Source organism: Streptosporangium minutum, from assembly GCF_002149035.1.
Lineage (GTDB): Bacteria > Actinomycetota > Actinomycetes > Streptosporangiales > Streptosporangiaceae > Streptosporangium > Streptosporangium minutum.
In genome coordinates, this window is the sequence record NZ_NGFP01000013.1 from 1 (window position 1) to 14,060 (window position 14,060).

Here is a 14,060-nt window from a genome sequence, read left to right on the forward strand (position 1 = left end):
GCTCTCCCCGGAGGCCGGAGAAGTCACGCACGCCAAGATCATGACTGCACGTGCGAGGGCCCGCACCGCCGGACGGCGGTGCGGGCCCTGCGAAGATGGACGGCTTACAGGTAGCGACTACGGCGGTGGCGCTCGTGCTCGTGCACGATGGCGGCCGCGTAGCCGTGGGTCAGCCCGTGCTCGTCGGCGAGCCAGTTGGCCCGCTCGTCACAGCGCAGGAAAGACGGGCCGTTGTCGATGGCTTGGAACCACTCTGGGAGGGCGCGTCCCGTGATATCCGGGACCCTTGCGATCAACTTGCTCTGCGTCTCCAGTGAGTGGTTCAACGACATGGGCACCTCCACGGATAGGGCTCCTTTGCTCGACAGTGCATCACGAGTCCGCAGATAGCAAGCCCTCACTAGCTGGTCATCCGTGATGATGCGTCGCTCATTGGTGGCTTCTCGTTCATCGGCTTGCCCACCCCGCGCAAGAAGAAACCCCCGCCGGAGATGCTCCGGCGGGGGTTTTCGGTCATGCCTGATCGCTTGCCTAGTCGCTGCTGGAGAAATAGCTCAGCAGACGCAGGATTTCCAGGTAGATCCAGACCAGGGTGACCGTCAGGCCGAAGGCCATCAGCCAGGAGTACTTCTCCGGGGCGCCGGCGCGCACGCCCTGCTCGACCGAGTCGAAGTCGAGCAGCAGGAAGAAGCAGCCGATCAGGATCGCGGCGATGCTGAACACGTAGGCCAGCGGGCCGCCCGAGCGGATGCCGATGCCGTCCTCGATGAAGAAGGTCGCGACCCAGTTGACGAGCATGAGGCCCATCAGGCCCAGACCCGCCGCCACGACGAACTTGGTGAACTTCGGGGTGACACGGATGATCCGCAGCGAGTACACGGCGAGCATGGCGGCGAAGGCCAGAGCCGTGCCGACCACCGCCTGGAAGACGATGCCGTTGTACAGGTTGTTGTACATGTGGCTGATCACGCCGATGGCCACGCCGTAGGAGACGGCGTATCCGAGGATCAGCACCGGGTTCGTGCTCTGCTTGAACGAGACAATCAGGCCGAGGACGAGACCGGCGATCACACCGACGAGCAGGGCCGCCGTGCCGAGGTTGAGCGCCCAGGCCACCGCCGCGGAGACGACCAGCGTCCCCAGCGTGATGAACCCGCGCACCACCACGTCGTCGATCGTCATGGTCCGCTGCGCGGGGGGCGCGTACGCCGGCCTGTCGTACATCCCCTGAAGCTGGTCAGGGGTGGGGGTCGGCGCTCCCCATGCCTGCTGCTGCCCGTTGGACTGCCGACTGAATACGGGGTTCTTACTCTCCATCGCTGCCTCCACGCTGCGACCTACGCGATCAGCGTATTAGATCGGTTGTCACACGGCCGTATCGTGTTGATATCCATGTCTGTCTCATCCATGTGGCCGTACGGCTACCGCCGAGTGATCCAACGAACGGCCTGCCCGCCAGGTTCCCGTCTCTCACAGCTATCACGGCCCGCTCACCGGGAACCCACCGGAGAGCCGCCGGGCCACCGCCCCACCACGGTCCGGGAGACAGAACGGGCCCGTGACCGCGTCACCGGTCACGGGCCGTTCATCCGCATGGGCGCGCGGTGCCCCGGGAGGGACTCGAACCCTTTTAAGAGGCGCAGCGACTCCATCTCAACATCCCCTCTGACCTGCATCGGGATGCGATTCCTAAGGGTGGTGCCCCATTTTTGCGCCGGGATTTGACCGATCGGCGCCCTGGACGAGTTACAGATCACTCCAGCGCCTGGGCTTCTCCCAATTGGCCCAGATCCCTCAGCACGCAAGCCAGGTTGTTCCGACTGATCAACGTGGACGGGTGCTTCTCACCTAACACCCGACGACAAATCCCCAACACCGCCCGATGCTCGGCCTCAGCCTCCACCAACCGCCCCAAATCCTTCAGCACGCCGGCCAGATTGCCCCGGCTGGTCAACGTGGACGGATGCTCCTCACCGTCGCTGTCGCGGCGAGCCTGAACGGCCTGCTGGAAAGCTGCAGCGGCAAGGCCGTAACGGCCTTGCGCCTGCATCTGCAGGGCAACGGCCTCGGTGTCGGTTGTGACGGCATGACGGAGGATGACGGGAATGACCCGGTCAGGAACATGTGCAGTCGGCCCGAGGCGTTGCTGGTGGCGGTCCACCAGATAGTCGAACACCTCCGTCCTCGCCCCGTTCTCGTCCACCGATTGCAGCAGGGCTGCGGTGGAGCGCCGCTGCCGGGTCGCCCACTGCCAGGCCTGCTCCAGTGGTTCGGGCCGTAGCCGCTGGCCGCCGTGCTCGTCGAGGTAGCCCTGGTGCAGCTCCTCCAGCAACGCCTTGGGGAGGGGGGACAGGTGGCCGGCGCGGCGGCAGTCGACCGCGGCCGCCACCAATGCCGCTCCGCGGGGGTTGCGGCCGACCGCCCAGGCATTGTCATAGGCGTCCTGCAGGTGCGGCCCGGCCGCCAGATACTCGGCGATGCCGTACTCGCCGGCGTAGTCCAGGGCATCGGCGATCCGCTCATCGGCCGCCCGGACGTGGGCGCGCTCCAGCTCCGCCGGGCTGAAGATCCGCTTCAGGCGGATCCGGTGCGCCTGCTCCAGCACGTGGGCGGCCTGATCGCCCAGTCCCCGCTGGGTGGCGTCGGAGTCGGGCGGAAGGTGGGTCAGCTGGTCTTCCTCGGCGCTGCGCAGCGTAGCCAGGATCACCTTGTGGCCCCGGCCGCCGAGGATGCGAGCGAGCTGCACCGAGGTGAGCGTCCCCGAGCGCAGGAAGTGCTCCAGGTCGTCCAGCCACAGCACCGCCTTGCGCGCCCGGCCGATCCGCTCGATGAGGGCGGCCATCACGTCCTTGCCGGCGTTCTTGTCTCCGGGCACGAACACCTGATGGTCGGGAAGCTGGGCGCGCAGCGCCTCGAACCCCGCCCGTGTTTTGCCCGCCGTGGAGTCTCCCACCAGCAGCACGAACCCGCCCGCGGCGAGCTGCTCGCGTAGCTCGCCGTCGACATCTCGCGGCACATAGACCGGCACCCGGTTACCCGCTACCCGCCCGGGCTCCGCCCCCGTCGCCTGAGCCGGGGCACTGGGGTGGACTCCCAGCGGCAACGGATCACGCACCTGCCGCACCTTCGGCACCCGGCCCGACCTGAACGTCAGCAGACCGTCGGCGACCTTGAACCGCTGCTCGTCACGGCGTTGCCCCAGCCGCTTGAGCCGCTCCTGCCAGAACCCGGCCGCTACCAGCGCCAGTGCCGCCACCAGCGCAACTGCCCCCAGCACCCACGGATCGGTGACCTTGAACGCGGCCAGCACCGCCGGAGCGGCCGCCACCAACACCAGTCCGCCGATCACCGCAGCGATCCGGCCCCGCCCCATCCCTGCGCCTCCGGCCCATGTGATCCCGCCGTTGCCAAACCTCCGTAGATCACAGGAAAACGCACATCACCAGCAGCGTCCACCGCTTCGGCGCATCTGCCGCACCCTGGTACGGCCCCGCGCACATCCCTCCGCTCTGATCATCTGCAGCCGGAAGAAAGGCGTTGTGCTCGGGATCTTGTGGCCGGAGCATGGTAGTGCGACTGCTCCTGTGGCGGTCACGCAAGTCCCTGTAGCTCAACTGGATCGAGCGGCCCAAAAACGAAGGGTGTCATGCCAGGAGGTTGCGGATGCACCGGGACCGGGCCTGTGCGGGCAACCGTACGGGTTGGGGAACCTCAGCCCCCGGCAGGGAAGCGCGTTTCCAAACCTGGCAACGTTGATACGGGTTCGAATCCCGTCAGGGACACAGATGGCAGCGGCGTGACCGACGACGAAACTGAAGATAGCGGCTTTACAGACCCGCCGCGAAACCGCTCCGACCAGCAAAAATATTCTTCCGCAAGATAGTTTCGGCAGGCATTCGGCATGATCAGGCCCGTGAGCCCCGCAGAACCACGCTTCACAAGCCCCATCCACCAGTCCGTGTTCATAAGCCGGTCACTCGGGTGACCTGCTGCGTCAGGGCCGCCCACGTGTTCCCCGCAGACACGGGCGGGTGCGCTCTCCCCGGGCCTGATCCCGCCGCCCGGCGTGAACGAGGCGTTGTCGGTGTCCTTCGTCGGCCCCAGCCTGGGGTACGCCAGGATGCGATCGCTGTCGTCCACGAGGACGACGTAGACGAAGGGGCGAAGGGGTGCGAGATCGCGGAGAATGACGGCACGACCCGCCAATAGTGATATCTCAGAGCCAGCGCGAATGGCGGAAAACTGTAACCCTCCCAGCACCTTCGAGCGTCCATAGCGTCGAGAGAGTCTTGGGGGCGTTTCTTCCCGCCCATCACAGAGGAGCCATCATGCAGCCGGTACGGTACCGTCCACCCCCCGCCGCCCTCGACGTTCTGCTGATGCTCTCGAATTACCTGCGCGACCTCAATACAGAGAGCACAGGTCCCTTCCTGGCCCATCACCTCAAGAACGTCGTCTCCAAGAAACCGCTCGAGAACATGGTGCGTGCGAAACTCAGGGAGATCAACACCAACGCGGGCCAGGACGACGAGCTACGGCTGACGCTCAGACTCAGCATGGCGCAAGAGATGTTGGAGCAACTGCGCACCGGAGCGCAGACCGATCCCGGCTTCGCCGAGGTGCTCAACGAGCAGCGGGAGTACGACTTCAACGAGATTCTGCCCGGGGGGAAGAAGACACTCACCCTGGCAGGGGTGCTCGACGAACTGGGCAAGATTGACTTTTTGGGGAACGCGCCCTGCATGAACTATGTGGGTGGCCAGGTCCAGGACTACCTGGACGAGCTGTCCGGCCGCCCGCGTCGCCCGTAGGAACAGCCATCCGGTCGTGGCGGCCAGCCGTACGGCATGCGTGCTCAGCCCGACGTATTCCGGCAGCACCACCGCCACGACCGCGCATTCGCCGGGGGCGGACGCCCATCCACCTCAGCAGCCTGACTACCGTCCAACCCCGTGATCGTTTCCAGTCAGCTCGCCTACTCCATGAAGGCCGGCGCACCGTCAGCATGGCGGCCGGAGCACGGCCGTGCGGGAGAACAATCCCGGACCACACGCGCAGAGTGCCGTTGAGCGCAGGGCCGTGTAGTGGCGCGCCACATCGCCACTTTGGATAAAAGCCACCCGACATCACTCACGGCAGCCAAGACGCCTCAAACTCCTGGCCTTCTGATCCGTAGGGGAACCCTCACCTCGACCCCTTCACTCCTTTGACCTGCCCGAACGCCGAGTCCGTGAGTTGACAGCATCCCCTATGGCAAGGCATTGGGAATGACCATGGCCGCAGAGACCCTCCCACAAGTCGCATAGCGGGTTCGTGCCAGCAGGGCCGGCAGCAACGCCCAGCTGAGCCGGCGCTTTTACAGAGCCCTGGCTGATATAGGGCGGCACCGGCGTTGACACCGCACACCATCGGGGACAGCCGTAGACAGCCGGAGGGCACAGAACGGCCCGTGACCGTGTTTCTATTGGTCACGGGCCTGATCTGGCTGATCACTATCAGTGCCCCCGGAGGGACTCGAACCCTCACTCGAACCCTTTTAAGGGGTTTGCCTCTGCCGTTGGGCTACGGGGACGCCGTAATCATACGTAACAGACCACTCATCCGAGGAGCACAACTTCGCATCATGCGTCACACGAACATGTGACCGGCGTTGTGTCTCTAAGGCCCTTGTACGTAACCGATCCGGGCCGCCGGAGCGCGGCCGCGCGCCCCCGGACCAAGGCGCGGAACGCCGTCGCCCCGGTGCCTGCGGGCCCGGGGCGACGGTGGGAACGAGGGGTCGCGAGTGACGGTCAGCGGCCGCGCCCGGGGTCGTCGACGTCGCCTTCAGCCTCGAGACGCTCCTTGCGCACCTGACCCGAGACGGTCTCCTGCCCGGTGACCGTCTCCTTGGTCATCCGGACCCGTTCGACCGGCACGGTCTCGGTGTCCACCACCGGCCGTTCCTCGTGGAGGGTGACCTCGTGCTCGGCCTCGGTGATCTCCGGCCCGTCCATCGCCGCCGCCCGGTTGGCGTCGGTGATCGGCTCCCGTTCGAGACGCACCTCTTCGTGGCTGACCGGTACGGTGATCTGCTCCTCTTCGGTGACCACGTACTTGCGCAGCCGCGCCCGGCCCGTCTCCTGGGACTCGGTGTGCGCACGGAGTCTCTCCTCCGAGCGGGTCATGGCGTCGTCCTCGCGAGCCGTCGCGTCACCCGTACGGGCCGTCATGTCGTCCTCGCGAGCCGTCGCGTCACCCCCGCTCCACTCACGGCGTTCCCGTTCCCGCCGGCCGCCCGAATGGGCCCACCCTCCTTCGCCGGGCTCGTTGGCCTGTTCCCAGGCCCCTTCCCAGGAGATCTCGTAGTAGCGGTAGAGCTCGCGCTCCTCCTCGGCGGACAGATGACCGCCGGCCTCGACGTCGACGTTGGGAGCGTTCTTGATGCGGGCCTTGTCGTAGCCGACCTCCACATGGTCGGCGACCACATCTGCGCTCTGCACCGGCACGAAGGTCTCCTTCATGCCGAAGAGTCCGGTCTTCACGCACAGCCACTCGGGCCGGCCTGTGGCGTCGTCGAGGTAGACGTGCTTGACCTCGCCGACCTTCTCTCCTTCGACGTCGTACAGCGGGTGATCGATCACCATAGGAATCTGCTCTTGCGTGATCATGGTGTCTTTCCCTTTCTCGTCCGGTCCCCGCGTGGTCTACCACGGAACAAAAGGAGGAAAACGGACTTAAGGAACAGAACTGCTAAATAACTATAAAAACCTTAAAATGCCACAAGAGGGTTTATTCTCCGGTCGGCTCCGTCGCCGGTTCCGCTCTGCGGACCGCCCAGGCGCGGATGACGCGGTCCAGGAAAAGCACGCCGTCGAGATGGTCGAGCTGGTGCTGGATGCAGCGGGCCTCGAATGCGTCGGCGTCGATGGTGACGGGGGCGCCGCTGCCGGGGCGTTCGCCCCGGACGGTGATGCGGGTCGCGCGCAGGACGTCACCGGTCAGGCCGGGGACGGACAGGCAGCCCTCGCGGGCGGGTTCCCAGCGGGAGGCGGCGACCAGCCGGGGATTCGCCACGACCAGCTCCCCGGCGCAGGAACGGGCTCCGGGATGGAGGGAGACGTCGACGGAGAGCAGCCGCCAGCCCAGGCCTATCTGGGGGGCGGCCAGGCCCGTGCAGTGCCGTGCCCGGCGCATGGTGGCGAGGAGGTCGGCCGCCGCGACGACGACCCCGGGGTCGGCGGGGTCCACGGGGAGTGCCCGGGCGCTCAGCACGGGGTGCGGGGCGGCGATCAGCTCGCGGGGGGTCCCTGACGCGGGCACGCCCATCACAGCACGTCCGGCTCGGCGGGACGGAAGGTGATCTCGGAGCCGAGGCCGGCGCCCACCGCGGCCAGGCGGCACATCAGATCCGCCACGTCCACCGCCTCCGGCAGCCGCACGTCCGCGATCAGGACGTACAGCCGGCCGCAGAGACGGGACGTCATGCCGGTGATGTCGCCACCGGCTCCGGCGAGCACCGCGCTGACCGCGGAGATGATGCCGGGGCGGTCGGGGCCGTGAAGCGTCAGCACGTAGCCGAGGCCGTCCGGGTCGCGGCCAGAGTCACGGCGGGACTCGACATCGGTCACGGTGACCGCCACCCCGGGGAAGGCCGAGGCCGGCGGCAGCCCGCCGGAGACCAGCAGCATCATCGCGACATGGCCGCCGAGCAGCGTCATCGCCGAATCCTCGACGTTCGCGCCACACCCGGCGAGCACCGCGGTCACCTCGGCGATCGTTCCCGGTCTGTCCACTCCCAGCACGGTGATCGCAGACAAGCCCACCCCCGCCCCCCTCCCGGCTTGGGCTGGGGCTCAAGGGACGAGCATGACGATCAGCAACAAACCCCGACGAGAACCCAGCAGTTTCCCACCTGTGGGTGCCCGGGACTCAGGACGTCGTGGCCTCGCGGAACTCCGTACGCGGCGCCTCGATCTCTCCGAGTGAGACGGTCTCCCGCTTGAAGAACAGCGCCAAGGTCCAGTCCGCCATCACACGGACCTTGCGGTTGAGAGTAGGCACCCGCGACAGATGGTAGGTGCGGTGCATGAACCACGCAGGCAATCCGCGAAGCTTGACCCCGTAGACGTTGGCGACGCCCTTGTGAAGGCCCAGCCCGGCGACCGATCCGACGTACTTGTGCCGGTAGTCGACCAGTTCCTCTCCGTGGAGCAGGCGGGTGATGTTGTCGGCGAGGACCTTGGCCTGCCGTACGGCGTGCTGGGCGTTGGGCGCGCAGTACTGGCCCGGGTTGGTCACGTCGGGCACCCCGGCCACGTCTCCGGCGGAGAAGGCGTCGTCGACCCCGGCGACGGTCAGGCGGGTGGTCGTCTTGATCCGGCCGCGCTCGTCCAGCGGCAGGTCGCCGGCGTTGACGACCGGGCTGGGCTTGACGCCGGCGGTCCACACGATGGTCGCCGACTCGAACTCCGAACCGTCGGAGAGCTTGACCAGACCGCCCTCGCAGGAGTCCAGGCGGGTGTTCATCTTGACCTCGATGCCCCGCTCGCGGAGCTGCTCGGCGGTCCACTTGCCCATCTCGGGGCCGACCTCGGGCAGGATGCGGTCGGTCGCCTCGACGAGGACCCAGCGCATGTCCTCGCGGGAGACGGTGCGGTAGTAGCGGACGGCGTCGACGGCCATGTCCTCCAGCTCGGCGAGCGCCTCGACGCCCGCGAAGCCGCCGCCGATCACGACGAACGTCAGCGCCCTGCGACGCAGAGCCTCGTCGTCGTCGGACTCGGCCCGGTCGAGGAGTTCGAGCACCCGGTTGCGGAGCGCGATCGACTCGCCGACCGTCTTGAAGCCGATCGCGGCGTCGGCGAGACCGGGGATGGGGAGGGTGCGGGAGATCGAGCCGGCGGCCATGACCACGATGTCGTAGCCGATCTCGTGCGGCGTGCCGACGTTGGGCGCGAAGGTGACCGTCTTGGCCGCGTGGTTGACCTTGGAGACCTTGCCGTTGAGGATCGTCGCCTTCCTCAGCACCCGGCGGAGCGGGACCACCACGTGCCGGGGCGAGAGGTTCCCGGCCGCGGCCTCGGGGAGGAAGGGCTGGTAGGTCATGTGGGATTCGGGAGTGAGGACGGTGATGCGCACGCTGCCGTCGCGCAGTTCCTTGCTGAGCGTGTGCTGCAGGCGCAGCACGGTGTAGAGGCCGACGTAGCCCCCACCGACGACCACGATGTGCTTGGAGTTGCGGTTCACTTCGGCGCCATCCTTAGATCCAGGCTTTGTGAAAGCTTTCACAAGCATACGTCCACCCCGCCGGTCGCGCCATGCGCCCTCCAGGCAACTTGCGCCAGTCTTTCCAAAATCGGGATGAACTATCTCCCTTCTCCCCAAAAGTACGGTCAGCACTCTCTTTATGGTCGAGTTCACGGGGAACGGAGAGCGTTCGCCCTGGTGAAGACCTGGTCAAGCATCTCGGCGGTCACCCGGCCGGTGAAAGTGTTCTGCTGGCTCGGGTGGTAGCACCCGAGAAGCCAGGCCGGAGCCCCGTCGCGGGAGATCTCCACCTCGGCGCCGTGCCCGAAGGGCGGCCTGGGCCGCGGCAGGTCGTACCCGGCGTCCTTCAGCGCGGGCCAGACCGCCTGCCAGGCGAAGCCTCCCAGCGCGACCACCACGCGCACGCCGCCGGCGACCAGCGCGACCTCCCGGGACAGCCACGGGAGGCAGGTGGCCCGCTCCGACGGCTCGGGCTTGTTGGCCGGCGGGGCGCACCGGACGGCGGCCACCATGCGCGTGCCGATGAGCCGCTGCCCGTCGCCCGCGTGGACGCTGGTCTCCCGCGCGGCCAGGCCCGTCCGGTGGAGCGAGGCGAACAGCCAGTCCCCGCTGCGGTCCCCGGTGAAGATGCGGCCGGTCCGGTTGCCCCCGTGCGCGGCCGGGGCCAGTCCGACGATGAGGACCTCCGGCCTCTCATCCCCCCACCCCGCGATGGGCCGTCCCCAGTAGGTCTCCCCGGCGAAGGCCCGCCGCTTGACCGTCGCGACCTCCTCGCGCCACTCCACCAGGCGCGGGCAGGCCCGGCAGACCGACTGCCGGGCCGTGAGTTCGGCGAGGGTACGGCTCCCGGCCGCGAGCTCTCTCACCTCGGAGGGGTCATGGGCGACGGGGGTGTCCGGCCGGGCGGGATCGCCCGGCCAGCCGGATCCGGGAGGAACATAGGTCATGACCTCGATGGTGCCCGATCGGACGAGGTCGATGGGCCGGGAGGCCGAGCGCGTCCCGGTCTCCCAGTGGGGAGAGCTCCGGCCCCGGACAGCGAAAAGCGGCGCCCGCCGGAAGCGGGCGCCGCCTGTTTCAATCAGGACGAGACGCTGAGACGAGACTCGGGTCAGGCCTTCGGGGTCCCATCAGCCTTGGGGCAGACCGCCTCGTAGTCCACGGTGGTCGAGCCGCCGCCGACGATCCCGAACCGGGCGTTGCCGCCCTTGAGGCCGTCCGAAGCGCTGGTGAAGGAGACGGACTTGGTGCCCTCCGAGGTGAACTCCAGGTCCTCGGACTTCACCACGGAGCCGTTGAGGCTCCAGGTGACGGTGAGCTTGATCGGGCCGGTGGCGTAGATGCTGCCGGTGCCGGTGACCGAGCCCGCCGGGCAGCCGGCCTCGACCTGCTTGACCGACGTGCCGGCCTGGATCCAGGCCTTCGACGCCGGCGGGGCGGCCTTGCAGGTGACCTTGCCCTCGACGGTGCCGCTGGTCGAGCCGCCGTAGATCTCGATCGAGCGCTTGCTGGTCCCGGACGCCGAGGCGGTCCAGGAGTCGCTCACGCTGCGGCTCTGGTGGCCGTAGCCACGGCCGTCGAAGTAGACGCTCTGCCAGCCGCCCGCGACACCGTCACGGATCCAGCGGTACTTGACCTCACCACGACCGTGCGAGGCGCTGATCGTGCCGGTGAAGGTGCGGGTGACCGGGCAGTCGCCCTCGTAGTTCGAGGGAGCGTTGACGGAGGCCGAGACCTTCGGCGACCAGTCCCGGCACGAGATCTTGAAGTAGGCGCGGTTGGAGGAGGCGTCACCCGGGTCGAGGATCTGCAGAACCGCCCAGCCACGCAGGTTCTCGTGCGGCCTGATCACGTGGTAGACCTTGCGCGAGCCGTAGACGCGCACGGCGTCCCGGTCGACGACGCGGCCGTTGACGACCCACTGGTAGCGCACCCAGCGCGTGCCGGAGGCGGTGATGCGGCCGATGAGGGTCGCCTCACAGTTGCGCTCGTCGACCCACGCCTGGGCACCGACGGTGTGGGTGTTGACGACGTGCTTGTCGCCGTCCCACTCGTCGTCGCCACAGGAGACCTTGAAGTAGCCCTTGGCGGAGGTGACCTTGCGCGGCGCCAGGACCTGCAGCGCCTGCCAGCCCTTGAGGTCGCCGCCCTTGAAGGTCGAGGACTCCTTCACCGTGACGTACTTGACGCCCTTGCCCTTGAGCACGAACGTCTTGACGGCGCTCTTGGAGCCGTTCCCGCGCAGCCAGCGGTAGGCCACGGTGGTCTTGCCCCCGTAGGCCTTCACCTTGATCCGCGAGGAGAACGTCACCCGGGTGGGGCACTCGTCGGAGTTGGACGGGGAGGCCTTCGTCTTGCTCACCGAGACCGCGGGCCTCGGCGTGGCGGAGGAGGAGGAAGCCACCTTCCCCGCCTGGTTGGTGGAACCGCTGGCCGCCGCTGCGGGCGTGGCCAGAAGTCCTGCCGCCATCGTCGCCAGCATGGCCGTGCTGGCTCCTACGGCGGCTAGCTTACGAGCTAGTCCGGACATGAGGGGATGCTCCGTTTCGTTAGGAACGAAAGTGCGCTCCGGAGACGGTTGCCGCCCCGACACCAGCTGTGCCGGGCCCCACGGCAAAGCCTCGCTAAAGCTTCTTTACCTAACCATAAAACGGAAGGATCCCTCAATACTCCCTCGGCATAGGAAATGTCCAGATGTTGTTAAGGTTTAGACACGGACCAGGCGATTCCATCCAGAATGTCGTGTTCACTGACAACGACATCGGTGAAACCGAACCGTTCCATAATCCGGTCCAGAATCAGCGCACCCGCGCCGATCACGTCGACCCGGCCGGGATGCATGACGGGAATGGCCGCCCGCTTCTCGTGGCTCATCGCCAGCAGTCGCTCGGAAACCTCGCGGACCCTATTTACCGCAATCCGCGAGTGGTGAATTTTATCCGGATCATATCCAGGCAGGTCAAGCGCTATTCCCGCGACGGTGGTAACGGAGCCTGCGAGGCCGACCAATGTGAGCGCCCGCTCCACCGCGACCTCCTGGGCGACCCGGTCGAGCGCCTCGTCGATGTCCGCGACCACGGCCTCCACCACCTCGGCCGACGGCGGGACGCCCGCGTCGCGCAGGTGCCGCTCGGTCAGCCGGACGCAGCCGATGTCGACCGACAGCGCGGCCTCCACGTGCGTGGAACCGAGCACGAACTCGGTGGAACCACCGCCGATGTCGACCACGAGGTACGGCGGGCGGGTGCCGTCGGGGGTGGGCAGGCCGGTCTCGGGCGAGAGCCGTACCAGGTCGCGGGTGGCGCCGGTGAACGACAGCTCCGCCTCCTCGGCGCCCGTGATCACCTCGGGCTCCACGCCGAAGATCTCGCGCACGCCGTCCACGAAGTCCTGCCGGTTGGCGGCGTCCCTGGTGGCGCTGGTGGCCACCACGCGGACCGCGGAGGCGCCGTGCTGGTCGATGAGCTTGGCGTAGCCGCGCATCGCGCCGAAGGTGCGCTCCAGAGCCTCCGGAGCCAGCCTGCCGGTCTCGTCCACTCCCTGGCCGAGCCGGACGATCTCCATCCGCCGCTCGACGTCGGTCAGGGTGTCGGCCTCGATGTCCGCGATGAGCAGACGGACGGAATTGGTGCCACAGTCGATGGCGGCGACGCGGGTCACTTGCTCTCCTCTTCGGTGCTCGCGGTCACGGCCGCCTCTTCGGCGTCCACGGACGGGGACGCCTCTCCGCTCTGCATGGTTCCGGTCCCGGTCCCGGTCCCGGTCCCGGTCTCCGCGACGGAGCAGCAGGGCCCGTCGGCCCACCACTCACCGAGCGCGTCGAGGGCCTCGCGGCCGAAGGGGTTGACACCGGGGACCGCCAGCTCGTGCCCGACCAGGGCGTGCAGGCACTTGACCCTGGTCGGCATGCCCCCGGTGCTCTGCATGTCCCTGGGCAGCGGCTCCAGGCCGTCCTCGGCGGCGGCCTTGTCGCGGCGCGCGACGTAGTCGTCGTGGGCGGCCCGGTAGGCCTGGGCCAGGGCGGGATCCTCGGCGAGCCTGGCCTGCATGGCCCGCATCATCCCGGAGGTCTCCAGCGTGCCGATGGCCGAGGCCGCCTTCGGGCAGGTCAGGTAGTACAGCGTCGGGAACGGCGAGCCGTCGGGCAGCCGGGGCGCGGTCTCCACCACATCGGGCAGCCCGCACGGACAGCGGTGCGCCACCGCCCGCAGCCCCCGTGGCGTCCGGCCGAGCTGCCGCTCCACCGCCGCCACATCGCGATCATCCACCATCCGTGACACCCCCTGAGAAGACGGCACCCAGGTTATCGGGGTCATCCCGCGCCCCCGGCCGCCTTCTGGCCCTTCCCGGTGTCGGCGGCCTCAACCGACTCCCAGAGCGTCTGGTACCACGGCGGCCTGACGACCTTCTTCTCCCCCGTCGTGCCCTTGCCCTCCGAGCGCTCCCTGCCCATGACGACATAGCACTTGTGCCCGGGGTCGCAGTAGAAGAGCCGCTCCCTGGCCTGCCGCTTGATGTAGCCGGGGTCCTGGAGCTGCTTGTGCCGGTCGTCGAGGGCCTTGATGGCCTCAAGCTCCCTGACCTGCTGCTGCTGGAGCTGGGAGATCTGGCGGCGCTGCGCGATGTACTCCCGCACCGGGTAGGCGAGGCTCATGGCGATCGCGCACACCACGATCGCGAGGATCGCCGCCCGTCCGGTCAACTGCGGCCGTTTCGCCATGCACCTCTCCCGTCTGTGCTCCCTGCCGTGCCACGCACGACGGCCCGGGGGCCTTCCCGCGCCACGACCCGGACGCCACCGGCGCCCTCCG

13 protein-coding genes and 1 tRNA gene are annotated in these 14,060 nt (G+C 68.0%); 1 reads left to right on the plus strand and 13 read right to left on the minus strand.

Going from position 1 to position 14,060, the window contains the following annotated elements; all coding sequences use genetic code 11:
* Positions 1-104 precede the first annotated feature (104 nt).
* The 3 genes from CA984_RS04780 to CA984_RS04790 form a co-directional block, all read right to left on the minus strand.
* Positions 105-332: a DUF4287 domain-containing protein gene (locus CA984_RS04780; protein WP_086568675.1), complete on the minus strand. Its 228-nt coding sequence runs from the start codon at positions 330-332 to the stop codon at positions 105-107.
* A 199-nt stretch (positions 333-531) separates the two neighbouring features.
* Positions 532-1,317, minus strand: coding sequence for a Bax inhibitor-1/YccA family protein (locus tag CA984_RS04785; protein WP_086568569.1), 786 nt, complete (start codon positions 1,315-1,317; stop codon positions 532-534).
* 436 nt (positions 1,318-1,753) lie between these two features.
* Positions 1,754-3,349: a tetratricopeptide repeat protein gene (locus CA984_RS04790; protein ID WP_133061551.1), complete on the minus strand. Its 1,596-nt coding sequence runs from the start codon at positions 3,347-3,349 to the stop codon at positions 1,754-1,756.
* Between the two features lie 979 nt (positions 3,350-4,328).
* Here CA984_RS04790 and CA984_RS04795 point away from each other — a divergent pair.
* Positions 4,329-4,811: a hypothetical protein gene (locus CA984_RS04795; RefSeq protein ID WP_086568573.1), complete on the plus strand. Its 483-nt coding sequence runs from the start codon at positions 4,329-4,331 to the stop codon at positions 4,809-4,811.
* A 688-nt stretch (positions 4,812-5,499) separates the two neighbouring features.
* Here the strand turns inward: CA984_RS04795 and CA984_RS04800 are convergent.
* From CA984_RS04800 to CA984_RS04845, 10 genes are all read right to left on the minus strand, one after another.
* Positions 5,500-5,572 (minus strand) — tRNA-Leu (locus tag CA984_RS04800).
* A gap of 220 nt (positions 5,573-5,792) precedes the next feature.
* Positions 5,793-6,650, minus strand: a complete 858-nt coding sequence (locus tag CA984_RS04805; RefSeq protein ID WP_086568575.1) for a DUF2382 domain-containing protein — start codon at positions 6,648-6,650, stop codon at positions 5,793-5,795.
* Between the two features lie 121 nt (positions 6,651-6,771).
* The gene (locus CA984_RS04810) at positions 6,772-7,302 is read right to left on the minus strand and encodes a peptide deformylase (protein ID WP_207620735.1); all 531 of its coding nucleotides are present in this window, start codon (positions 7,300-7,302) and stop codon (positions 6,772-6,774) included.
* A gap of 5 nt (positions 7,303-7,307) precedes the next feature.
* Positions 7,308-7,805, minus strand: a complete 498-nt coding sequence (locus tag CA984_RS04815) for a glycine cleavage system transcriptional repressor (RefSeq protein WP_086568579.1) — start codon at positions 7,803-7,805, stop codon at positions 7,308-7,310.
* A 106-nt stretch (positions 7,806-7,911) separates the two neighbouring features.
* Positions 7,912-9,276, minus strand: coding sequence for an NAD(P)/FAD-dependent oxidoreductase (locus CA984_RS04820; RefSeq protein WP_423229281.1), 1,365 nt, complete (start codon positions 9,274-9,276; stop codon positions 7,912-7,914).
* 122 nt (positions 9,277-9,398) lie between these two features.
* Positions 9,399-10,196 carry a uracil-DNA glycosylase gene (locus CA984_RS04825; RefSeq protein WP_086568584.1) on the minus strand — a complete coding sequence of 266 codons (798 nt, stop codon included), beginning with the start codon at positions 10,194-10,196 and terminating at the stop codon, positions 9,399-9,401.
* Positions 10,197-10,360: 164 nt separating this feature from the next.
* Positions 10,361-11,719, minus strand: coding sequence for a hypothetical protein (locus CA984_RS04830; RefSeq protein WP_133061552.1), 1,359 nt, complete (start codon positions 11,717-11,719; stop codon positions 10,361-10,363).
* Between the two features lie 230 nt (positions 11,720-11,949).
* Positions 11,950-12,909, minus strand: a complete 960-nt coding sequence (locus CA984_RS04835) for a Ppx/GppA phosphatase family protein (RefSeq protein WP_086568588.1) — start codon at positions 12,907-12,909, stop codon at positions 11,950-11,952.
* The gene (locus CA984_RS04840; protein ID WP_165781104.1) at positions 12,906-13,520 is read right to left on the minus strand and encodes a DUF501 domain-containing protein; all 615 of its coding nucleotides are present in this window, start codon (positions 13,518-13,520) and stop codon (positions 12,906-12,908) included. The genes CA984_RS04835 and CA984_RS04840 overlap by 4 nt, the downstream gene beginning before the upstream one ends.
* A 41-nt stretch (positions 13,521-13,561) precedes the next feature.
* Positions 13,562-13,969 (minus strand): septum formation initiator family protein, encoded by a 408-nt coding sequence (locus tag CA984_RS04845; protein ID WP_086568593.1) that lies wholly within the window; start codon positions 13,967-13,969, stop codon positions 13,562-13,564.
* Positions 13,970-14,060: the final 91 nt, after the last annotated feature.